General features: G+C 70.1%; 23 protein-coding genes. 10 read left to right on the top strand and 13 right to left on the bottom strand.

Annotation, left to right across the window (positions count from 1 at the left end):
• Nucleotides 1-99 precede the first annotated feature (99 nt).
• Both trpS and AVL59_RS04985 read left to right on the top strand, forming a co-directional pair.
• Nucleotides 100-1125: a tryptophan--tRNA ligase gene (gene trpS, locus AVL59_RS04980; protein WP_372450355.1), complete on the top strand. Its 1026-nt coding sequence runs from the start codon at nucleotides 100-102 to the stop codon at nucleotides 1123-1125.
• Nucleotides 1126-1296: 171 nt separating this feature from the next.
• Nucleotides 1297-1881 (top strand): 2'-5' RNA ligase family protein, encoded by a 585-nt coding sequence (locus tag AVL59_RS04985; protein WP_067299966.1) that lies wholly within the window; start codon nucleotides 1297-1299, stop codon nucleotides 1879-1881.
• 101 nt (nucleotides 1882-1982) lie between these two features.
• Here AVL59_RS04985 and AVL59_RS04990 read toward each other — a convergent pair whose 3' ends face one another.
• Nucleotides 1983-2738 (bottom strand): decaprenylphospho-beta-D-erythro-pentofuranosid-2-ulose 2-reductase, encoded by a 756-nt coding sequence (locus AVL59_RS04990; RefSeq protein ID WP_067299967.1) that lies wholly within the window; start codon nucleotides 2736-2738, stop codon nucleotides 1983-1985.
• Nucleotides 2739-2823: 85 nt separating this feature from the next.
• Here AVL59_RS04990 and AVL59_RS04995 point away from each other — a divergent pair, with 85 nt between their 5' ends.
• Nucleotides 2824-3732, top strand: coding sequence for a YihY/virulence factor BrkB family protein (locus AVL59_RS04995; protein WP_067299968.1), 909 nt, complete (start codon nucleotides 2824-2826; stop codon nucleotides 3730-3732).
• Here the strand turns inward: AVL59_RS04995 and AVL59_RS05000 are convergent.
• Nucleotides 3680-4948 (bottom strand): D-alanyl-D-alanine carboxypeptidase family protein, encoded by a 1269-nt coding sequence (locus AVL59_RS05000; RefSeq protein ID WP_067299969.1) that lies wholly within the window; start codon nucleotides 4946-4948, stop codon nucleotides 3680-3682. The genes AVL59_RS04995 and AVL59_RS05000 overlap by 53 nt on opposite strands.
• A 181-nt stretch (nucleotides 4949-5129) precedes the next feature.
• On the opposite strand from AVL59_RS05000, the gene AVL59_RS53915 reads away from it, so the two are divergent.
• Entirely contained in the window at nucleotides 5130-5369 is a 240-nt protein-coding gene (locus AVL59_RS53915) for an SCO4848 family membrane protein (protein ID WP_067299970.1), read from the top strand.
• A gap of 166 nt (nucleotides 5370-5535) precedes the next feature.
• Here the strand turns inward: AVL59_RS53915 and AVL59_RS05010 are convergent, their stop codons facing one another.
• Nucleotides 5536-5805 (bottom strand): hypothetical protein, encoded by a 270-nt coding sequence (locus AVL59_RS05010; protein WP_067299971.1) that lies wholly within the window; start codon nucleotides 5803-5805, stop codon nucleotides 5536-5538.
• A 370-nt stretch (nucleotides 5806-6175) separates the two neighbouring features.
• On the opposite strand from AVL59_RS05010, the gene AVL59_RS05015 reads away from it, so the two are divergent.
• Entirely contained in the window at nucleotides 6176-7720 is a 1545-nt protein-coding gene (locus AVL59_RS05015) for an ABC transporter substrate-binding protein (RefSeq protein ID WP_079146531.1), read from the top strand.
• Here AVL59_RS05015 and AVL59_RS05020 read toward each other — a convergent pair whose 3' ends face one another.
• The 10 genes from AVL59_RS05020 to AVL59_RS05065 all read right to left on the bottom strand — a co-directional run bounded on the left by AVL59_RS05020 (nucleotide 7721) and on the right by AVL59_RS05065 (nucleotide 14846).
• Nucleotides 7721-8470 (bottom strand): TetR/AcrR family transcriptional regulator, encoded by a 750-nt coding sequence (locus AVL59_RS05020; protein WP_067299973.1) that lies wholly within the window; start codon nucleotides 8468-8470, stop codon nucleotides 7721-7723.
• Nucleotides 8471-8479: 9 nt separating this feature from the next.
• Nucleotides 8480-8983 (bottom strand): thiol-disulfide oxidoreductase DCC family protein, encoded by a 504-nt coding sequence (locus AVL59_RS05025; protein ID WP_067316906.1) that lies wholly within the window; start codon nucleotides 8981-8983, stop codon nucleotides 8480-8482.
• 5 nt (nucleotides 8984-8988) lie between these two features.
• The gene (locus tag AVL59_RS05030) at nucleotides 8989-9396 is read right to left on the bottom strand and encodes a hypothetical protein (protein ID WP_067299974.1); all 408 of its coding nucleotides are present in this window, start codon (nucleotides 9394-9396) and stop codon (nucleotides 8989-8991) included.
• A 93-nt stretch (nucleotides 9397-9489) separates the two neighbouring features.
• Complete coding sequence (locus tag AVL59_RS05035) at nucleotides 9490-9900, bottom strand: VOC family protein (protein WP_067299975.1); 411 nt, start codon at nucleotides 9898-9900, stop codon at nucleotides 9490-9492.
• Nucleotides 9901-9983: 83 nt separating this feature from the next.
• Nucleotides 9984-10550 (bottom strand): hypothetical protein, encoded by a 567-nt coding sequence (locus tag AVL59_RS05040; protein ID WP_067299976.1) that lies wholly within the window; start codon nucleotides 10548-10550, stop codon nucleotides 9984-9986.
• A 133-nt stretch (nucleotides 10551-10683) separates the two neighbouring features.
• Nucleotides 10684-11445 carry a succinate dehydrogenase iron-sulfur subunit gene (locus tag AVL59_RS05045; RefSeq protein WP_067299977.1) on the bottom strand — a complete coding sequence of 254 codons (762 nt, stop codon included), beginning with the start codon at nucleotides 11443-11445 and terminating at the stop codon, nucleotides 10684-10686.
• Nucleotides 11445-13199 carry a succinate dehydrogenase flavoprotein subunit gene (gene sdhA, locus AVL59_RS05050; RefSeq protein ID WP_067299978.1) on the bottom strand — a complete coding sequence of 585 codons (1755 nt, stop codon included), beginning with the start codon at nucleotides 13197-13199 and terminating at the stop codon, nucleotides 11445-11447. The genes AVL59_RS05045 and sdhA overlap by 1 nt, the downstream gene beginning before the upstream one ends.
• A 19-nt stretch (nucleotides 13200-13218) precedes the next feature.
• Entirely contained in the window at nucleotides 13219-13701 is a 483-nt protein-coding gene (locus AVL59_RS05055) for a succinate dehydrogenase hydrophobic membrane anchor subunit (protein WP_067299979.1), read from the bottom strand.
• Between the two features lie 5 nt (nucleotides 13702-13706).
• Complete coding sequence (sdhC, locus tag AVL59_RS05060; RefSeq protein ID WP_079146532.1) at nucleotides 13707-14087, bottom strand: succinate dehydrogenase, cytochrome b556 subunit; 381 nt, start codon at nucleotides 14085-14087, stop codon at nucleotides 13707-13709.
• 192 nt (nucleotides 14088-14279) lie between these two features.
• Entirely contained in the window at nucleotides 14280-14846 is a 567-nt protein-coding gene (locus AVL59_RS05065; RefSeq protein ID WP_067299981.1) for a 2-oxo-4-hydroxy-4-carboxy-5-ureidoimidazoline decarboxylase, read from the bottom strand.
• 154 nt (nucleotides 14847-15000) lie between these two features.
• On the opposite strand from AVL59_RS05065, the gene AVL59_RS05070 reads away from it, so the two are divergent.
• From AVL59_RS05070 to AVL59_RS05090, 5 genes are all read left to right on the top strand, one after another.
• Nucleotides 15001-16659 carry a beta-N-acetylhexosaminidase gene (locus AVL59_RS05070; protein WP_079146533.1) on the top strand — a complete coding sequence of 553 codons (1659 nt, stop codon included), beginning with the start codon at nucleotides 15001-15003 and terminating at the stop codon, nucleotides 16657-16659.
• A 123-nt stretch (nucleotides 16660-16782) separates the two neighbouring features.
• Nucleotides 16783-17517, top strand: coding sequence for a DUF4328 domain-containing protein (locus AVL59_RS05075; protein ID WP_067299982.1), 735 nt, complete (start codon nucleotides 16783-16785; stop codon nucleotides 17515-17517).
• Nucleotides 17518-17608: 91 nt separating this feature from the next.
• On the top strand, nucleotides 17609-18166 hold the full coding sequence (locus AVL59_RS05080) for a hypothetical protein (protein ID WP_067299983.1): 558 nt from the start codon (nucleotides 17609-17611) through the stop codon (nucleotides 18164-18166).
• Between the two features lie 146 nt (nucleotides 18167-18312).
• Nucleotides 18313-18690: a hypothetical protein gene (locus AVL59_RS05085; protein ID WP_067316910.1), complete on the top strand. Its 378-nt coding sequence runs from the start codon at nucleotides 18313-18315 to the stop codon at nucleotides 18688-18690.
• A gap of 482 nt (nucleotides 18691-19172) precedes the next feature.
• Complete coding sequence (locus AVL59_RS05090) at nucleotides 19173-19805, top strand: RNA polymerase sigma factor (RefSeq protein WP_067316912.1); 633 nt, start codon at nucleotides 19173-19175, stop codon at nucleotides 19803-19805.
• Nucleotides 19806-19911 lie beyond the last annotated feature (106 nt).

The raw sequence follows: 19911 nt of genomic DNA on the forward strand, positions 1-19911 counted from the left end.
CCTCAGAGGCAGCCGACTCAGGGGCGCGGGGAACTGCGCGCGCGACCACCAACGGCCCGCAGTTCCCCATGCGCCGAACCCCCCGAGCTCTCTGAGACAATGAAAAACATGGCTTCCGCTGACCAACCCCGCGTGCTCTCCGGCATCCAGCCCACCGCCGGTTCGTTCCACCTCGGCAACTACCTCGGCGCCGTCCGCCAGTGGGTGTCCCTGCAGGAGTCCCACGACGCCTTCTACATGGTCGTCGACCTGCACGCGATCACGGTCCCGCAGGACCCGAAGGACCTGCGCGCCAACACCCGCCTGGCCGCCGCCCAGCTGCTGGCCGCGGGCCTGGACCCGGACCGGTGCACCCTCTTCGTGCAGAGCCATGTGCCCGAGCACGCCCAGCTCGCCTGGATCATGAACTGCCTGACCGGCTTCGGCGAGGCGAGCCGCATGACCCAGTTCAAGGACAAGTCGGCCAAGCAGGGTGCGGACAGGGCCTCCGTCGGCCTGTTCACGTACCCGATCCTCCAGGTCGCCGACATCCTCCTCTACCAGGCCAACGAGGTGCCCGTCGGTGAGGACCAGCGCCAGCACATCGAGCTGACCCGTGACCTCGCCGAGCGCTTCAACGGCCGCTACGGCGACACGTTCACGATCCCGGCGCCGTACATCCTCAAGGAGACGGCGAAGATCTACGATCTTCAGGACCCGTCGATCAAGATGAGCAAGTCGGCGTCCACGCCGAAGGGCCTGATCAACCTGCTCGACGAGCCGAAGGCCACGGCCAAGAAGGTCAAGAGCGCCGTCACCGACACCGACACCGTGATCCGCTACGACGTGGAGAGCAAGCCGGGCGTGTCGAACCTCCTCACGATCTACTCCACGCTCACCGGCACGTCGATCGCCGAGCTGGAGCGGGACTACGAGGGCAAGATGTACGGCGCGCTCAAGACGGACCTCGCCGAGGTCATGGTCGAGTTCGTGACGCCGTTCCGCGAGCGCACGCAGCAGTACCTGGACGACGCGGAGACGCTCGACTCGATCCTCGCCAAGGGCGCGGAGAAGGCGCGCGCGGTCGCCGCGGAGACGCTGGCGCAGGCGTACGAGCGGGTGGGCTTCCTGCCCGCGAAGCACTGAGAAGCACGGACCGGCGCTGAGGCGCACGACCGTACACACGTCCGAGCGGGCAGAGCGCTGCACATCACTTCTGCTGCGCCTGCCCACAGGACATCCGTGGCCGTACAGTCGATAGCCGACGGCCAGGACCACATGCGGCCGAGCAGAGAACGCGCGACGACAGGAGACGACGTGGGGACCGTAACGATCGGCGTGTCGATCGCGGTCCCGGAGCCTCACGGCAGCCTGCTCCAGGAGCGGCGCGCGGGCTTCGGCGACGCCGCTGCTCACGGCATCCCCACGCATGTCACCCTGCTGCCGCCGACCGAGGTGGAGGCGGCCGACCTGCCGGCGGTCGAAACGCATCTCCTGGAGATCGCCGCGGCCTGCCGGCCGTTTCCGATGCGGCTGTCCGGGACCGGCACCTTCCGGCCGCTGTCCCCGGTGGTCTTTGTGCGTGTCGTCCTGGGCGCGGAGGACTGCGGCCGGCTGCAGCAGTGGGTCCGCGACGCCTCCGGGCCCGTGGCGCGCGACCTGCAGTTCCCGTACCACCCGCATGTCACGGTCGCGCACGGCATCGACGAGGCGGCGATGGACCGCGCCTTCGCGGAGCTGGCCGATTTCGAGGCCGAGTGGCCGTGCGCCGGGTTCGCGCTGTACGAGCAGGGCGTCGACGAGGTGTGGCGCAAGCTGCGCGAGTACCCGTTCGGGGGGTCGGTGGTGCCGCCGCAGGGGGGCCACCCCGACGTCGAGCGCGGGACGATCGCGAGCCGGTAGCTGCGCGGGGTGCGCAGGAAGGCCGCGGTGCCGCGCCGCGCCCTCGTGCGTCCGCGGCGCCGTTATGGCTGATCGCGCGGTTCCCGCGCCCCGTGGGGGCGCTAGAGAGGCAGCCGCCGGAACAGTGCCCGCGGCGTGTGCCGCAGCGCTGTCATGACCAGTCGGAGCGCACCCGGCACCCACACGGTCTCCGAGCGGCGGCGCAGGCCCAGTTCGACGGCCGTGGCGACCGCCTCGGGGGTGGTGGCGAGCGGGGACTGGGGCAGGCCCGCGGTCATCTTCGTGCGGACGAATCCGGGGCGCACGACCATGACGTGCACCCCGGTGCCGTACAGCGCGTCGCCCAGACCCTGGGCGAAGGTGTCGAGTCCGGCCTTGCTGGAGCCGTAGATGAAGTCGGCGCGGCGGGCCCGTTCGCCGGCGATCGAGGAGAGGACCACGAGGGAGCCGTGGCCCTGGCTCTGGAGGGCGCGGGCGGCCACCAGACCGGCCGAGACGGCCCCGGTGTAGTTGGTCTGGGCGACCTGGACGGCGCGCAGCGGGTCGCGCTCGTCGTAGGCCTGGTCCCCGAGGATGCCGAAGGCGAACAGCACCATGTCGATGTCGCCCTCGGCGAAGACCTTGCCGAGCGCGGTCTCGTGGGACTCGGGGTCGAGCGCGTCGAAGTCGACGGTGCCGACGTCCGCGCCCAGGGCGCGCAGGCTCTCGGCCGCCTGTTCCAGGGCGGGTCCGGGGCGGCCCGCCAGCCACACGGTGCGGGTGCGGCGCGCGATCAGGCGGCGGGCGGTGGCCAGCGCGATCTCGGACGTGCCGCCGAGGACGAGCAGGGACTGAGGCAGATCGGTGGCGTCCTTCATGACAGCCGACCGTATCGCCCGCATATGACCGTCTTGGTGAAGAAACGCGGTGTTGACGCCCACTCGGAGCGGGCAGAGTCCGATCATGGACTGGCTGAAGAGGCTTCCCGTGATCGGGCCGATCGTCGCGTGGCTGACGACCACCCATGCGTGGCGGTCGTACGAGCGCCTGGACCGGGTGAAGTGGACACGGCTGGCCGCCGCGATGACCTTCATCAGCTTCGTGGCGCTGTTCCCGCTGCTGACGCTGGCGGGTGCGATCGCCGCCGCCACGCTCAGCGAGTCGCAGCAGAAGAACCTCCAGAACAAGATCGCCGCCCAGATCCCCGGCCTCGCCGACCAGGTGAACATCCACTCCCTGGTCCAGAACGCCGGCACCGTCGGGCTCATCGCCGGCGCCGTGCTGCTGTTCACCGGCATGGGCTGGGTGGGCCAGATGCGCGACTGTCTGCGCGCGGTGTGGGAGCTGCCCGACAAGGAGGAGAACCCGGTCCTGGCCAAGGCCAAGGACGCGGGCATCCTGGTCGGCTTCGGCGGTGCCGTCCTCGCCACACTGGCCATCTCCACCGTCGCCTCCGCGCTGGTGGGCTGGATGACCGACCAGCTCGGCATCGACCGCTCGGGCTGGAGCGGCATCCTGTTGCGGACCGCCGCGTTCGCCGTCGCCGTACTGGCCGACTTCCTGCTCCTGCTCTACGTGCTGACCCTGCTGCCCGGGGTCGAACCGCCGCGCCGCCGCCTCCTGGTGGCCGCGCTGCTCGGCGCGGTCGGCTTCGAACTGCTCAAACTGCTGCTGAGCGGCTACATCCAGGGCGTCGCCCGCAAGAGCATGTACGGCGCGTTCGGCGTCCCCGTGGCCCTGCTGCTGTGGATCAACTTCACCGCGAAACTGGTCCTGTTCTGCGCCGCCTGGACGGCGACGCAGAACTCGCGGGGCGACCTCACGGACGCGGCCGACGGCGCATCAGATCCGGCAGCGGCCAACGGCGGTTGACCAGGAACGCCCCGCCCGCGAGCAGCACCAGCAGTCCGCCCACGACGGCCAGGGCGGTTCCCATGCCGCGCGAGCCGCCCCCGGCGGTGGAGCCCGCCACGGGCTTCGAGCCGGAACCGCCGCTCCGGTGCGCGTCCCCGCCGGAGGCGGAGGTCCCCGGCTGGGCGGCGCTCTTCGGCGGGACCAGCTCGCCCACCGGGGAGGCCTTGCCGGCCGCCCGGAAACCCCAGTCGAGCAGTTTCGCGGTCTCCTTGTAGACCTCGTTGTGCTCGTGCTTCTCCGGGTTCATCACCGTGACCAGCAGCACCTTGCCGCCCCGCTCGGCCACGCCGGTGAAAGTGGCGCCCGCGTTGGTGGTGTTGCCGTTCTTCACGCCGGCGATGCCCTGGTAGACGGGCACGTCCGAGTCGCCGCTCAGCAGCCGGTTGGTGTTCTGGATCTCGAAGGGCTCGCGGGCGGAGGTGCCCTTCTTGCCGGTCTTCGCGCTGCCGCCCGGGAACTTGGCCCGCACGGTCGAGCAGTACTCCCGGAAGTCCTTCTTCTGCAGGCCCGAGCGGGCGAACAGGGTCAGGTCGTACGCGGAGGACACCTGGCCCTTGGCGTCGTAGCCGTCGGGGCTGATCACATGCGTGTCGAGGGCCTGGAGCTCCTCGGCGTGCGCCTGCATGTCCCGGACGGTCTGGTCGACACCGCCGTTCATCGAGGACAGCACATGGACGGCGTCGTTGCCGGAGCGCAGGAAGACACCGAGCCACAGGTCGTGGACCGTGTAGGTCTCGTTCTCCTTTATCCCGACCATGCTGGAGCCCGCCCCGATGCCCGCCAGATCGGCCGGTACCACCTTGTGCGCCGTCGTCTTCGGGAACCTGGGCAGCACGGTGTCCGCGAACAGCATCTTCAGGGTGCTCGCCGGGGGCAGCTTCCAGTGCGCGTTGTGCGCGGCGAGGATGTCGCCGGACTCGGCGTCGGAGACGATCCAGGAGCGGGCGGTGAGGTCCTTGGGGAGCGCGGGCACGCCGCCCGCGAGGTTCACCTGCGTCCCGGGCTGTCCGAGCCGGGCGCCGCCCACCTGTGACATGTGCGCCGGGGGAGTGGCCGTCGGGCTGGTCGAGGGGGTCGGGGCCGCGAGGGCGGCGGGAGCGGTGACGGAGAGGGACAGCAGCGTGGCGGAGGTGACCAGCACAGAACGCCGGCCGGTCTTCATGGGTGCGGGCACGGTCGAGAACGTACCTGTCACGAGCCGTGAAGTCCCGTCGCCCGCCCCACCCCGCGGACGGAACCGGGCGGCGGCCCCTGATACTGATGACATGCCGTGCTCATCCGGGGGACAACCCCCGGACCCCCGGCCGCTTCGGTCGGCCGCGGTGGCCCGGCACTGTGTCGAAAGGTCTGCCCCTGTGAAACTCAGCCGCCCGGTCTCCTGGTTCCTGCTCGCCTTCGGGGTGTGGAGCTGGGTCATCTGGGTCACTTTCGTCAAGAACTTGATCAAGGACAGCAGCGGTCTCGCCTTCCACGACGGACACCCGACCGCGTACTTCTGGGTGCACCTGCTGCTGGCGGTCGTTTCCTCCGTATTGGGGACGGTCATCGGGGTCATCGGGTTGCGCGGTCTGCGCGCACTGCGCCGGACGTCATAGGACGACGAGGCCCCCCGCGAAGTCGTCGCGGGGGGCCTCGTCATTTGGTTGAGCCCGGTCGGTCACCGGAGACGCTGTGGTGCCCGGGGCGCCTGAGCGCCCGCGCACCACCTGAGTGATCTGCCACAATCCACTGTCAACGGGTACTGGACCGACCGGCCGCTGGTTACCGGCCGACGCTGTTGTTGCAGCCCATCGTCGAGCCCACGTGGGTGCCCTGCGCACCCGGATCGCCTTCGCCGTTGAGCGCGTTGCCCAGCAGGCCGTTGAGGATGCCGACCTCACCGAGGAGGTCGAGGTTCAGGTCGTGGTCCTTGCAGTTGGAGCTCTGCGCGTCGTGCCAGCCACCCCCTCCCGCATAGGCGGTGCCGGCGCCCATGAGTCCGACGGTGCTGAGGGCGGCGACCAAGACGGCCGTCCTGCGAAGTTTGTGCATGGCATCTCCATGGAGTCAGTGGTAGCGATCCGCCACAGATCGACCTCTTACAGTCACGGAGATTAGTGTGAATTTAGGACGAGATGGACACCGACACGCCGGTTTCATGATCCCTTGCATCGACACCCCGGGAGCGGTCGGGTGGCGGCCGCTGCCGGGAAACCGCTTCCAGTCCCTGTGAAGGGCCTGTGAAACCCGGCGGAAACAACGCCTCGGCAAGTTCTTGCACATCTGGTCCGAAAGCCCTTCCCCGAGCTGAAACTCCTGTGATTAGGTGAGCCGCGCCACTAAGGGGAGTGGCCGATTCGTGCTGGGCCAGGGGTAGGGCTTCGACAGGCCTGGGGAGGGCACCACCATGCGATCTTTTCGCATGCGGATTCTCGTGACGCTGCTCGTACTCGCCGTCGTGGGAATCGGCGGCTGGCAGCTGTTGCCGTCACAGGAGAGCAAGAACAAGACCATCACGGTCGGGACGACGGACGCCGTGACGTCGCTGGACCCGGCCGGCGCCTACGACGCCGGTTCCTGGGCGCTGTTCAGCAACGTCTTCCAGTCGCTGCTCACCTTCGAGCCGGACGGTGTCGAGCCGGTCCCGGACGCGGCGAAGAGCTGCGCCTTCCAGGGGGGCGGCTTGAAGACGTACCAGTGCAGGCTGCGTGACGACATCACCTTCCCGAGCGGACGCAAGATGACCGCCGGGGACGTGAAGTACTCCTTCGAGCGGGTCAAGAAGATCAACTCCGATGTCGGCCCGGCGTCCCTGTTCTCGACCCTCGGCTCGGTGACCGCCGACGACGCCACGACCGTCATCTTCCATCTGTCGTCCCCGGACGCCACCTTCCCGCTGAAGGTCGCCACCGGCGCCGGTTCGATCGTCGACAAGGACAAGTACCCGGCCGACGCGTTGCGGGGGGATTCCGGGGCCGACGGCACCGGCCCGTACCGGCTGACCTCGTACACCAAGGACGCGCAGGCCGACCTCGCGCCGAACGCGAGCTACCGGGGCTATCTCAGCGGCACCGGACGCCCCGTCGAGCTGCGCTACTACTCCGACTCCCAGAAGCTCGACAGCGCCTGGGCGGACAAGCGGGTCGACGTCGCCACCCGGACGCTGCCGCCGGCCATGCTCTCCAAGCTGAACCCGAGCGATCCGGACCAGCGCGTCACCGAGTCCGACAGCTCCGAGACCCGCAACCTCTACCTGGACACGCGCGCCGGCTCCCCGCTGCACGACGCGCGCGTGCGCCGCGCCATGGCCTGGCTGGTCAACCGCGAGCAACTGGCCGCCACGGTGTACCACGGCACGGTCGACCCGCTGTACTCGCTGATCCCGACCGGCATCACCGGCCACACCACGTCCTTCTTCGACGCCTACCCGACGCAGAGCGCCCAGAAGGCGCGGGAGCTGCTCATCCGGGCCGGGGTGACCCTGCCGGTGCGCTTCACCTTCGGCTACGGCAAGGGCCGGGGCTCGGGCGCGGAGGAGGCCGCCGCACTGAAGCGGCAGCTGGAGGCGAGCGGCCTGTTCAAGGTGGACGTCCAGGGATACGAGTGGACCGACTTCCAAAAGCGCTGGGCCGCCGGGAAGATGGACGCCTGGGCGGTCGGCTGGGTGGCCGACTACCCCGACGCGGACACCTTCGGCTCCCCGCTCGTCGGCACCGACTCCACGATGAGCACCGGCTACAGCAACAAGGTCGTCGACCACCTCATCCTGGACAGCCAGCAGTACCCCGACCGCAGCCGGGCCGCGAACGACTTCCGTGACATCCAGGCGGACGTGGCGGCCGATGTGCCGCTGATCCCGCTGTGGCAGCGCAAGGAGTACGTGGTCAGCACCGAGGACGTCGGCGGCGGCCAGTACCTGACGGACGGCACGGGCGTCTTCCGCCTGTGGCGCCTGAACTGGATCTGATCAGCCGGCGTCGTCCCGCCGCGCCCGGCTGTTCGGATCCGGCAAGGCCTTCGTCATGCCCGGCAGGAAGTCCGTGAACAGTTCATGGACTTCCAGGACCAGCGGGCGCAGCACCCGGAAGCGGGCCAGGGCGACTCCGCGGGCGGTCAGCCGCGCTCCCCGGCGTGCCAGCCGGTAGCTGCGCTCGTATCCCTCGGTGCGGTCGAACACCCAGTACAGGACCAGGCCCATCTGTGAGAGCCACATCAACTCCGGCAGGACGTCCCGCAGTTCGGGTGCCACCTTGGACTTGGAGCCGGCCAGCAGCTCGCGGTGGACGCTGATGGCCTGCTCGCGGGCGTGCTCGCTCTCCGGGGAGAAGGGGCTGAGCGGGCTGTCGGGGTCGGCGGCGTTCTTGAAGAACTGGACGGCGAACTCGTGGTACGGCCTGGCGATGTCCAGCCACGCGGTCAGCACGCCCGAAAGACGCGCCTCCAGGTCGGTCTCCCGGTCCAGGACCTCCCTGACCGCCACCCGGTGCTCGGCGGCGATCCGGTCGTAGAAGCCCTGGATCAGGTGTTCCTTGCCCTCGAAGTAGTAGTAGGCGTTCCCGACGGAGACCCCGGCCTCCTTGGCGATGGCCCGCATCGTCGTCTTGTCGTAACCGCGCTCCTGGAACAGCCGCATCGCGGTCTCCAGGATCAGCGCGCGGGTCTGCTCGGACTTGGTCTTGGGGTCGGCCGCCTCGGGGCCGTCGTTCTTCGCGGGCACGTGAGGAGCCTAACCAGTGGCGCAGGCGCCGTCGGAACAGGACGGCGGGTTGTGACTCCAGCCCGTACTCGGGTGGTAGGCCCACCCGTCCGCCCTCCGGTACGTCTGCCCTCCCCACTGCCCCTTCCAGGTCTGCGCCCCTCGCCACTTCGCGGCCGCCAACACCGCGCCCCGGGCCAGTCTGGCGCCTGCCGGAGTGCTCAGCTTGTGGGCCAGCGGGCGGTGTTCACGCAGGGCCCACAGCACGACGATCCAGGCGCGGGAGGCCTGGTAGACCTGTCCCGAGTCGCCGATCACGGTGACCTCGTCCAGGGTGGCGGCGTGATCGAGCCCCGGGTAGCGCCCGCGCGCCTCGGCCGAACCGGCCGGCACCAGTTCCAGCGGCACCAGCTGCGGCTGCCGTACGAGCCAGTCACGCAGGTGGGTGCAGAGGGTGCACTCGGCGTCGTACAGGACGGTGAGCCGGCGGACCGGGGCGTCGATGGCGCCCCGGTCCGGTGCCGTGGTGGTCACGGCGTTCACGCCCCGACCGTCGGCGGCACCCAGCCCTGCGGGGGAACCGGCGGCCGCTGCTCGCGCTCCATGACCCCGCGGCGCCGGATCTTGTTGAGCACGTACACGTTGCCCAGGTGCATCACGCCGAGCACCAGCAGCACCACGCCGAGCTTGGTCGACAGGGTCTCGAAGACGCCGCGGGTGTCGTCGATGTTCCCGCTGTCGCTCAGATACAGCGCGACGAAGCCCAGGTTGACCAGGTAGAAGCCGACCACCAGGAGGTGGTTGACGGCGTCGGCGAGCTTCTCGTCGCCGCGCAGCACGTCGGCGAGGAAGATCCGGCCGTTGCGGCTGAGCGTGCGGGCCACCCAGACGGTCAGCGAGATGCTGACGACCAGGTAGATGACGTAGGCGATGACCGTGAGGTCCATGTCCCACCCCTTCTTGAACGCGTTCAAAACGCTGACAGGGATGACTCTAGACCTATTTTTGAACGTGTTCAACTCAAGGGTGGCGTCGCGCTCTCAGCCCCTGCGCCCGAGTTCCGGCCGCTTGGTGTAGTCCGTGAAGCCGAGGATGTTCCCCCAGGGGTCGGCGATCTCCACGGTCCAGCCGGTGGCCACCGGGAACACCTCGTCGAGCGGCGCGATGCCGGCGCCGGCCAGCTCCAGCGCCGCGACCCGCGCGTCCGGCACCTCCAGCCACAGCCGTGGCGAGGGCCAGGGCGGCGGACGGCGACCCAGCGCCTCGTCCGCGCGCAGCAGGATCCCGGGTGTCTCGCCGCCGACCTTCAGCAGCGCGATCCCGGCCTCGTCGAACCGGAAGCCCACGGCGAATCCGGCCCGCTCGTAGAAGTCGACGGCCTCGCCGAGGTCGCCGACGGGAAGCAGCACGTTGTCGAACCCGAGCAGTTCGTACGACTCTTCGTCTGACATGTCGTCACATTAGAGCTCAATCCCGACAAGATGCGAGGAGCCCCACCGAAACGAATTCGGCGGGGCTCCCGGGGAAGGCCGGACTACATGCCGCTCAGTGACCGGGCGTAGTTGATCTGGCCCATGACCGCCGGAAAGGTGTTCGGGTCCTGTGCCGGGATCATCGTCGAGTGGTGCCGGCCCGCGCTGGTCACGGTGATCTGGATGTAGCCCGTGGTCTTCTTCTCCTTCATCAGGAGGAAGAACAGGCCGAGCAGGCAGAACAGGAAGAAGACGATGGCGAGCACGATGGCGTGCGTCGGGATCTTCTCCTCGGTGTGCGACATGTCGGTGGCGTTCCACACCGCGCCGCGCAGCGGCATCTGCCCGGCCGGGGTCACGATCTGCTCGCCCATCACCGTGATGTCCCCGATGGACAGCACGGCACCGGCCATGGGCGCCGGAGCCGCCTGCTGCTGGGGGTACCCGTGCCCCTGCTGCACGGGGGCGGGATAGCCGTAGCCGGGCGCGCCCGCCGGTTGGGCGGGATAGCCGTAGCCCGGCGCCCCCTGGGGCTGCGGGGCGAAGCCCGGGGGCTGTGCGGGTGCCGTCGGAGGGTGCCCGGGGCCCCACTGGTTCGCGCCGGTCTGCGGATGATTCGGCTCGGTCAACTCTCGTCCCCCTGAGTACCGCTCTGTCGGATGGATGGATCATCCTGCCAGTTTCCGGCCCGGGACACGTAAGAGGCCCCGCCCCGGTGTGAGCACCGGGGCGGGGCCTCAAGTCGCCGGGGGCGAGGGCAGATCAGAAGCGGCGCGTGATCAGCGCGCGCTTGACCTCCTGGATCGCCTTCGTGACCTCGATACCGCGCGGGCAGGCGTCCGTGCAGTTGAAGGTCGTGCGGCAGCGCCACACGCCGTCGCGGTCGTTGAGGATCTCCAGGCGCTGCTCGGCCGCCTCGTCACGCGAGTCGAAGATGAAGCGGTGCGCGTTGACGATGGCGGCCGGGCCGAAGTACTGGCCGTCGTTCCAGAAGACCGGGCACGAGGACGTGCACGCGGCGCAGAGGATGCACTTCGTCGTGTCGTCGAAGCGCTCGCGGTCCTCGGCGGACTGCAGCCGCTCGCGCGTCGGCTCGTTCGTGTCCTTGGTGATCAGGAAGGGCATGACGTCCCGGTACGCCTGGAAGAACGGCTCCATGTCCACGACCAGGTCCTTCAGGACCGTCAGGCCCTTGATGGGCTCGACCGTGATCGGCTTCTCGGGGTTGATGTCCTTGATCAGCGTCTTGCACGCCAGGCGGTTCTTGCCGTTGATCCGCATGGCGTCGGAGCCGCAGATGCCGTGCGCGCAGGAACGGCGGAAGGTGAGGGTGCCGTCGACGTCCCACTTGATCTTGTGGAGTCCGTCGAGGACACGCTCCTTCGGGTCGATTTCCAGCTGGAAGTCTTCCCACGTCGCCTCGGCCGAGACCTCCGGGTTGAAGCGGCGGACCCGGAAGGTGACGGTGATGTAGGGAGAGGCCGCGGCCTCCGCCTCCACCTTGTCCAGAACAGGAGTTGCCATCAGTACTTACGCTCCATCGGCTGGTAGCGGGTCTGGACGACCGGCTTGTAGTCGAGACGGACGGTTTCCGAGCCGTCGGCGCCGACCTCGCGGTACGCCATCGTGTGGCGCATGAAGTTGACGTCGTCCCGGTTCGGGTAGTCCTCGCGGTAGTGACCGCCGCGGGACTCCTTGCGGGCCAGGGCCGACACCGCCATGACCTCGGCCAGTTCGAGCAGGTTGCCCAGCTCGATCGCCTCCAGCAGGTCCGTGTTGAACCGCTTGCCCTTGTCCTGGATCGCCACGTTCTTGTAGCGCTCGCGCAGCTCGGCGATCTTCTCGACGGCCGTCTTGATCGTCTGCTCGGTGCGGAACACCATGACGTTCGCGTCCATGGTCTCCTGCAGCTCGCGGCGGATCTGGGCGACCCGCTCGCTGCCGGTGGAGTTGCGCAGCTGCTCGATCTGCTCGACGACGAACGCCTCCGGGTCCTCCGGCAGCTCGACGAAGTCGGCCTTCGCCGAGTACTCGGCGGCGGCGATGCCCGCGCGACGGCCGAAGACGTTGATGTCCAGCAGCGAGTTGGTGCCGAGGCGGTTGGCGCCGTGCACCGACACGCAGGCCACCTCGCCGGCCGCGTACAGACCCGGGACGACGGTGGTGTTGTCGAGAAGGACCTCACCCTCGACGTTGGTCGGGATGCCGCCCATCGCGTAGTGCGCGGTGGGCTGGATCGGGATCGGGTCCGTGTAGGGCTCGATGCCGAGGTAGGTGCGCGCGAACTCGGTGATGTCCGGGAGCTTGGCGTCCAGCTGCTCCGGCGGCAGGTGCGTCAGGTCCAGGTAGACGTGGTCGCCCTCGGGACCGCAGCCGCGGCCCTCGCGGATCTCCGTGTAGATGGAGCGGGAGACGACGTCACGGGACGCGAGGTCCTTCATGACCGGCGCGTACTTCTCCATGAAGCGCTCGCCGTCCTTGTTGCGCAGGATGCCGCCCTCACCACGGGCGCCCTCCGTCAGCAGGATGCCCATGCGCCAGATACCGGTCGGGTGGAACTGGAAGAACTCCATGTCCTCCAGCGGCAGCCCGCGGCGGTAGACGGCGGCCTGGCCGTCACCGGTCAGCGTGTGGGCGTTCGACGTCACCTTGAAGAACTTGCCGGTGCCGCCGGAGGCGTAGATGACCGCCTTCGCCTGGAAGACGTGGATCTCGCCGGTGGCCAGCTCGTACGCCACCACACCGGCCGACTTCTTGACGCCGTCGACCTCGGTGATCAGCTGGTCCAGGACGTAGAACTCGTTGAAGAACTCCACGCCCTCCTTGACGCAGTTCTGGTACAGCGTCTGGAGGATCATGTGGCCGGTGCGGTCCGCGGCGTAGCAGGACCGGCGGACCGGCGCCTCGCCGTGGTTGCGGGAGTGACCGCCGAAGCGGCGCTGGTCGATGGTGCCGTTCGGGGTCCGGTTGAACGGCAGACCCATCTTCTCCAGGTCGAGGACGGCGTCGATGGCCTCCTTCGCCAGGATCTCGGCGGCGTCCTGGTCGACCAGGTAGTCACCGCCCTTGACCGTGTCGAAGGTGTGCCACTCCCAGTTGTCCTCCTCCACGTTGGCGAGCGCGGCGGCCATGCCGCCCTGCGCGGCGCCCGTGTGGGAGCGGGTGGGGTAGAGCTTGGTCAGGACCGCGGTGCGGCTGCGCTTCGTCGACTCGATGGCCGCGCGCATGCCGGCGCCGCCGGCGCCGACGATGACGGTGTCGTACTTGTGGATCTTCATGATTCTCGCAGCCCCGTGCCTAGCGGATGTTCGGGTCGAAGGTGAAGATCACCAGCGAGCCGAGCAGGATGGTGAACACCGTGGCGGTGTAGAGCAGGCCCTTGAGCCACAGCCGGGTGTTCGCGCGCTCGGCGTAGTCGTTGATGACCGTGCGCAGGCCGTTGGCGCCGTGCAGCATCGCGAGCCAGAGCATCAGCAGATCCCAGACCTGCCAGAACGGGGAGGCCCAGCGGCCGGCCACGAAGGCGAAGCCGATCTTGGAGACGCCGCCGTCCAGGACCAGCTGGATCAGCAGGTGGCCGAGGACGAGGACGACCAGCACGACGCCGGACAGACGCATGAACAGCCAGGCGGCCATCTCGAAGTTGCCCCGGGTCGAGCGCGGGGTCTTCTTGGTCCGCTTGCGCGGCGCCTCGATGAGCGGGGCCGGGTTGTCGACGCTGTAGACGGGGGCGCCCTCGACGGGGCCGACGCCGGACGCGGTGGTTTCAGTCGTGGACATGGGCCTCAGCTCCCGAACAGAACACGAGCGGCGTGGCCGAGGACGGGGTAGATCGCACCGACCATCAGGACGATCCAGACACCGACGACGGACCAGAGCATCTGCTTCTGGTAGCGCGGGCCCTTCGACCAGAAGTCGACGGCGATGACGCGCAGGCCGTTGAGCGCGTGGAAGAGGATGGCGGCGACGAGGCCGTACTCCAGCAGCGCGACGATCGGGGTCTTGTACGTGGCTACGACCTTGTCGTAGTCCTCGGGGGAGACACGCACGAGTGCGGTGTCCAGCACGTGAACGAACAGGAAGAAGAAGATGAGGACACCGGTGACTCGATGAGCCACCCAGGACCACATTCCTTCCCGGCCGCGGTACAGCGTTCCAGCCGGCACGGAAGAACCCTCCGGGAGCGGGGACTAGGGCCGCGCCGGCTTCGGTGTCGGTCGGGCCCGGCCGGGTACGGTCCACCGGCCCTCAGCATCGTATCCATGCGGTGCGCCGCCGCTTACGGGGGGCCTGCCTGTGTGATCAAACTGGCATCGGATGGGCTAGTTGCGTTGCGGCTACCGGGGTGGGGTGTCCGGTTATTTGCCGGGTGCGTTGGGGGTGGCCGCGCCCCGCGGCGGAGCCGCTGATAGACGCAGCTCCGCGCCCCTGAGGAGTTGACCCAGCCGTTCTCCTGCAAGGCGCCGGAGTTGCTCCGCCGCCATGACCCGCTCCTCCTCGGGATCGTTCGTCAATCGTGACCGGATGCCTTCGAGGATGCGGTCGAGCGCCTCTTCGCGAGGACAATCACCCAGATAGATGACGAAAACGTGTCCGAATCGGGCTTCGTAGGCCGCGTGGGCCGCGCTCAGGGCCGTATGGGCCACGGAGTACGTGTCCTCCGGCAGCTCCGGGAGCGACTCGCCGGCCAGGGCCTCGGCGAGGTCCTCGGGTGACAGGTCGTACGCCGCCTCGTCCGCCGCGGCCAGGAGGGAGTCCAGGTCGGGGTAGGGGCGGTGGTCGGCCACCCGGCGCGACCAGCGCGGGCAGCGCAGGCAGTTCAGGAGCAGGGCGCGGGCCTCGTCGCTGGAGGCGGTGTTGAAAGTGTCCAGCGGCTTGGGGAGGGTCGGTAGACGGTGCGCAGGCAGCGGAGATCCTCGTGTCACATGTGGTGTGGCAGCGGATGCTGTGAAAGGTGTGTCATCACGTTATCGAGAGTGGTCACTGTGTGTCCTGGGGATGCCTGAATTTCACCCGGACGGAAGAGTTTCAGAACGTCTCGGTGACGAATGAAGTGCGGATCGGTCGTACGTTGTTCGGGTGAGCCAGCACAAGCGCCGGGCCTCGGCGCAGCAGGTGAGGCGTAAGCGGGCGGTCGTGGCCGCCGCGTTCGTGGGGACCGTCGCGCTCGGAGCGGGCGTCGGCGTATGGGCCTCGGCGGACGGGGGCGGCGGTGAGCCGGCCGGCGGTACGGGGCAGGCGCCGTCGAAGCGCGCGTCGGCCGCGGAGTCCAGCGGCGCGACCACCCCGAGCAGTCCCACGCCCAGCCGCTCCTATCCGCTCTCCCAGGCGCCGCGCACCATACCCGCGGTGCGCTCCCACACCCCGGCACGCGGCCCCGGCTGGCGGCCCCGGCAGGGCGAGCGGGTGGTGGTGAGCGATCCGGAGCTGGTCGACGAGGGCCGGCTGATAGCCGGTGAGCTGGGGCTGGCCTACGCGGGGGAGAAGGACGACGTACGGCCCGGGGATCTGCGGCTGACCCTCGGCAGCGGGGGCGGGAATCCGGAGTCGTACACCATGACGGTCCGCGGCGGGCGGGTCGACATCAGCGGGCCGGCCGACGCGGGGGTCTTCTACGGCACCCGCACCCTCAAGCAGGAGGTCCACGCAGGGGGTACGGCACCGGAGGGCGTCGTACGCGACGAGCCCGCCAAGCCGGTGCGCGGCTTCATGCTGGACATCGCGCGCAAGCCGTACACCGCGCCCTGGATAGAGGACCGGATACGCGAGCTGGGCGACCTGAAGTTCAACGAGCTGGGGCTGCACTTCTCCGACGACCAGGGCTTCAGGATCGAGTCCGGCACCCATCCCGAGATCGTCTCCCAGGACCATCTGACCAAGGCTCAGGTCAAGCAGATCGTGGATCTCGCGGCCTCGCGGCACATCACCGTGGTGCCCGAGATCGACTCGCCCGGGCATCTGGGCGCGGTCATCGCCGCCCACCCGGACCTGCAGCTGCGCAATGCGGGCGGGGTGCCGACCAAGGGCGCGATCGACATCTCCAAGGACGCCTCCGCGAAGATCGTGGACGATCTGCTGGGCGAGTACGCCGGGCTCTTCACCGGCGATCGGTGGCATCTCGGCGGCGACGAGTACCAGGCGCTGACCGTGGCGGACCCGCAGGCCTCCTATCCGCAGCTGGCAGCGGCCGCCCAGCAGAAGTTCGGCTCCGGCGCGACCGTCGCCGACCTCGCCACCGGCTGGCTCAACGACCGCGCCGACACGGTCCGGGCCCACGACCGGACCATGCGGGTCTGGAACGACGGCTTCTTCCGGAACACCTCCGTGCAGCCCGCCAAGGACCTCCAGGTCGCCTACTGGACCGGCAAGGAGATCGGCGCCCGGCAGCCGGAGGAGTACCTGAGCGCGGGCCGCAAGGTGCTCAACTACAACGACGAGTTCCTGTACTACGTCCTCGGGCAGCCGCAGACCTTCGTCTACCCGACCGGGCAGCGGATCTACGAGCGGTGGAACCCGCGGGTGCTGCGCGGGACGACCACCGTGCCGGCGGGCTTCGACGGGCAGATACTCGGCGGCTCGTTCGCGGTCTGGAGCGACATCGCGAACGCCCAGACGCAGGACCAGGTCGCCGCCGGCATCCGGATGCCGCTGCGGGCCACCGTGCAGAAGCTGTGGGACCCGGGCACCCCGGCGCTGTCCTGGGCCGACTTCAGGAGCCTGGCGGACCGGCTGGGCTGAGGCCCGGCCCGGATCCGAGTGGACGTGCGAGGCGCGCGAACCGTATCTTCCGGTGTTCGTCACCGCGCGGAACCGGTTCTGGGGGGAACCGCGCGCTTCCACGTCGTTCCGGGGGACTCCTTCATGACCTGTGCCCGCTGCCAGCAGTTCGCCGCCGCGCCCGGGGGCACTCTGTGCGTCCGGTGCGCCGTGCCCGGCGCCGTGGTGCGCTCTCCGGTCGGGCTCGGCCGGGCCACCGCCACGCTGCTCGGCGTGGTCATCGCCGCCGATCTGTTCGCCGTCGTGGCCGACGTGCTGGAGATGAACGTCACCGGGGACATCGCCGAGGGGGTCACCGGTGCCGACGTGGTCCAGCGGGCCGACCACGCCGACGCGCTCTACAACGCCTCCGGCATCGCCCAGGCGGTCGCCCTGCTGGCGACGATGACCGTGTACCTGTGCTGGCTGTGGCGGGTGCGGGTCAACGCCGAGGCGTTCAACCCCGGCGGGCACAGCAAGGCGCGGGGCTGGACGATCGGCGGCTGGTTCGTGCCGGTCGTGAACCTGTGGTTCCCGCGCCGGGTCACCCTCGACATCTGGGACTCCAGCGCTCCCTGGGCCGAGCGCCCCGGCCATGCGCTGGTCAACCTCTGGTGGGCGATGTGGATCGTCTCCCTGTTCGCCGACCGGGCCGCCGACACGGAGAGCCGGCACGCCCACGCCGCGGCCGCACTGCACCAGGCCGCCAGCATGATGCTGGTCTCCGACGTGATCGACATCGCGGCCGCCGCGCTGGCCGTCCTGGTCGTTCTCAAGATCACCCGGATGCAGCACGGCAGGGCTCTCGCGGGCCCCGTCCCGGTCCCGGCCCTTGGCTGAAAACACGTGGCTGTGACACTCCCGCGCCGTCGCACGCAGTAAGGGGAAGTGCGGGCTCCGTAAAGGCGGCGCCCCGGCGAGGGAGGCTTTCATGAGCCTGGTGGAACTGATCGCGCAGGCCGACGAACGCGGACTGGCCGCCAGCGGGTTGGCTTGTTTGGATCGGTGCATACCCCTGCTGGACGGCGACGACGAGGTGCTGCGCCCGCTGTGGGCGAGCCTCGCCGACGGCTCCGACTGGGCCGCGGTCCTCGACAAGGCGCGCGGCGCGCTCGATACGGCCCCGTCCGATGCGGACGAGGCCGTGCTGCTCGCGCGCCGCATGCTGGAGGCGGCCCCGGCCGAGCGCACCGCCGACGCGGTACGGGCCTGGGCCGACGCCTGCTCCGTCGCCTCCCTGCGCATCCACCGGCTCCTGGATCCCGCCGTGGACGACACCGAGTCGGCCGACGGCCTGGGGGCCCGCCGGACCGGCGGCACCGAGGGAGTGTCCCCACTGGTCGCCGCCGAGCTGCGGCGCCAGGTGGTCGTCCTGGAACTCCTCGCCGAGCACGGCAAGCACGGTCTACGCCGCGCCCTGGACATCACGGTCGAGGGCCGCAGGGTGCTGCGCGCGGTGGTGTCCCGCCGGGCCCGCGGACGCGGCTGACCGGAGCTCAAACCCCGCTGCTGGGCGAGTTCTGTAACCGTCGTGCGGTCGCGCTGGGGCGGTCCTGCGCGGGTTGGGGAAACGGCTCGGATACGGGTGACGGAAGTCCGGCGCGGTCCGCTCTTCCCTATGTGACAGCGCAGTACATGACAGAGACCAGGCCGAACGCCGCCGCGAAGCCCGCGCGCTGGGCGGCGGACGCGGTGGCGACCATGCGCGAGGGCGCGCGGGTGCGGCTCGACTACACGGCGCAGAGTCTGTGGCGGGTGGACCGGATGATCGAGGAGATACGCCGCGAGGAACCGCCGTACGCGGCGGTCGAACAGGTGCTGCGCGGCCTCGGCGCCTACGCCGGGGAGGTCATCGTCCGCCAGAGCGGCGCCGAGTGGTGGGCGACGGGCGGCGACCACTGGATCCGCACACCCGACGGCCGGCTCTGGGACCCCATCGACGAGGCCCGCCGGTGCTTCGACGGCCAGGGCTCGCTGCGCCTGCTGTGCCGGGACGCGACCGCGCGCGGCTGAGGGCCGGCGCGGCCAGGACGGTACAGGAAGCCCGGCCGGCCAGTGGGGCGCCATCACCGGATCACCGATCACCCGCTGCCCCGCCCGGGCGGCCGGCCAGGGGGCCCGGGACCAGCCCCGCATGCGGAACGGCAGGTGTGCCACGGGGTCGTCCCCCTCACGCGACGAGGCCTCCCGGCCGCCCTCCGCCCTCCGCCCACCGGTCGACGTCCGTCGGTGTCCGCGATCTCCGGCAGCCGTTCCACCGTCCGCAGAGCCTCGCCGGTGTCCGCCGTGCTCAGGACCGGCTGCGCGCGGGAGTCGGACATGCGGAACGGTATGGAGCCCCTGAGCGCCGTCGACGAACGAGTTGCCGGCGGCTGTGACACTTCTGTGAGGCCCGGCGCTGATGACCGTGGAAGGCGTGGACACGGCCGGAGTGCGTCGCCCGGTGACGCATGAGCCGCGCGGTGGCCGCGAACTCGGCACGGACGAGGACGGTCTTGGGCAAGGGAGGGGAACCCCGGCGCCCGCAGGCGGGCGACGGGGCGCTGGGCGCCGCCGTCGCGCGGGCCCAGGACGGTGACGAGGCCGCCTTCGCGGTCGCCTACCGGATCGTGCAGCCGGCTCTGCTCGGCTATCTGCGCGGCCTCGTCGGCGACGACGCGGCGGACGTGGCCGCCGACGCCTGGCTGGAGATAGCCCGCGACCTGGGAAGGTTCAGGGGGGACGGCGCGGGGTTCCGCGGCTGGACCGCGACCGTCGCCCGGCACCGGGCCCTGGACCGTCTGCGCCGCCGGCGGGTACGGCCCCGGATGACCGAGCCCGGACCGGACGTGCTCGACCTGCCCGGACCGCACGGCACACAGGACCAGGCGCTGGAGTCCCTCGCCACCGAGCGCGCCCTGGAGCTGGTCCGCGCGCTGCCCCGCGACCAGGCCGAGGCCGTGCTGCTGCGGGTGGTCGTCGGCCTCGACGGCCCCGCCGTCGCCCGCGTCCTCGGCAAGCGCCCCGGCGCGGTCCGCACCGCCGCCCACCGCGGGCTGAGGCGACTCGCCCGCCGGCTGGGCGCCCAGGACGCGGCGCGGCGAGGTGTGACGCAGGACGGCCCCCGGACGCTGGGGGAGTCGGAATGAACGGCGGCAGCCGACGGCCGTATGGACGCAGGAGAACCGGAGGGAGCGGGCATTCGGCGGATCCGGGCGGCCGAGCGGGCCGGACCGAGGAACGGGAACGGTCATG

This window comes from Streptomyces griseochromogenes, from assembly GCF_001542625.1.
Lineage (GTDB): Bacteria > Actinomycetota > Actinomycetes > Streptomycetales > Streptomycetaceae > Streptomyces > Streptomyces griseochromogenes.

Bases quoted from the DNA above. Each gene is read 5' to 3' on its own strand.
- AVL59_RS05080 (WP_067299983.1), top strand. From the start codon at position 17,609: ATGAGCCTGGTGGAACTGATCGCGCAGGCCGACGAACGCGGACTGGCC.
- AVL59_RS04990 (WP_067299967.1), bottom strand. From the start codon at position 2,738: ATGAAGGACGCCACCGATCTGCCTCAGTCCCTGCTCGTCCTCGGCGGC.
- AVL59_RS05030 (WP_067299974.1), bottom strand. From the start codon at position 9,396: ATGGACCTCACGGTCATCGCCTACGTCATCTACCTGGTCGTCAGCATC.
- AVL59_RS05010 (WP_067299971.1), bottom strand. From the start codon at position 5,805: ATGCACAAACTTCGCAGGACGGCCGTCTTGGTCGCCGCCCTCAGCACC.
- AVL59_RS05045 (WP_067299977.1), bottom strand. From the start codon at position 11,445: ATGGCAACTCCTGTTCTGGACAAGGTGGAGGCGGAGGCCGCGGCCTCT.
- AVL59_RS05035 (WP_067299975.1), bottom strand. From the start codon at position 9,900: ATGTCAGACGAAGAGTCGTACGAACTGCTCGGGTTCGACAACGTGCTG.
- AVL59_RS05075 (WP_067299982.1), top strand. From the start codon at position 16,783: ATGACCTGTGCCCGCTGCCAGCAGTTCGCCGCCGCGCCCGGGGGCACT.
- AVL59_RS05055 (WP_067299979.1), bottom strand. From the start codon at position 13,701: ATGTCCACGACTGAAACCACCGCGTCCGGCGTCGGCCCCGTCGAGGGC.
- AVL59_RS04995 (WP_067299968.1), top strand. From the start codon at position 2,824: ATGGACTGGCTGAAGAGGCTTCCCGTGATCGGGCCGATCGTCGCGTGG.
- sdhA (WP_067299978.1), bottom strand. From the start codon at position 13,199: ATGAAGATCCACAAGTACGACACCGTCATCGTCGGCGCCGGCGGCGCC.
- trpS (WP_372450355.1), top strand. From the start codon at position 100: ATGAAAAACATGGCTTCCGCTGACCAACCCCGCGTGCTCTCCGGCATC.
- AVL59_RS05015 (WP_079146531.1), top strand. From the start codon at position 6,176: ATGCGGATTCTCGTGACGCTGCTCGTACTCGCCGTCGTGGGAATCGGC.
- AVL59_RS05085 (WP_067316910.1), top strand. From the start codon at position 18,313: ATGACAGAGACCAGGCCGAACGCCGCCGCGAAGCCCGCGCGCTGGGCG.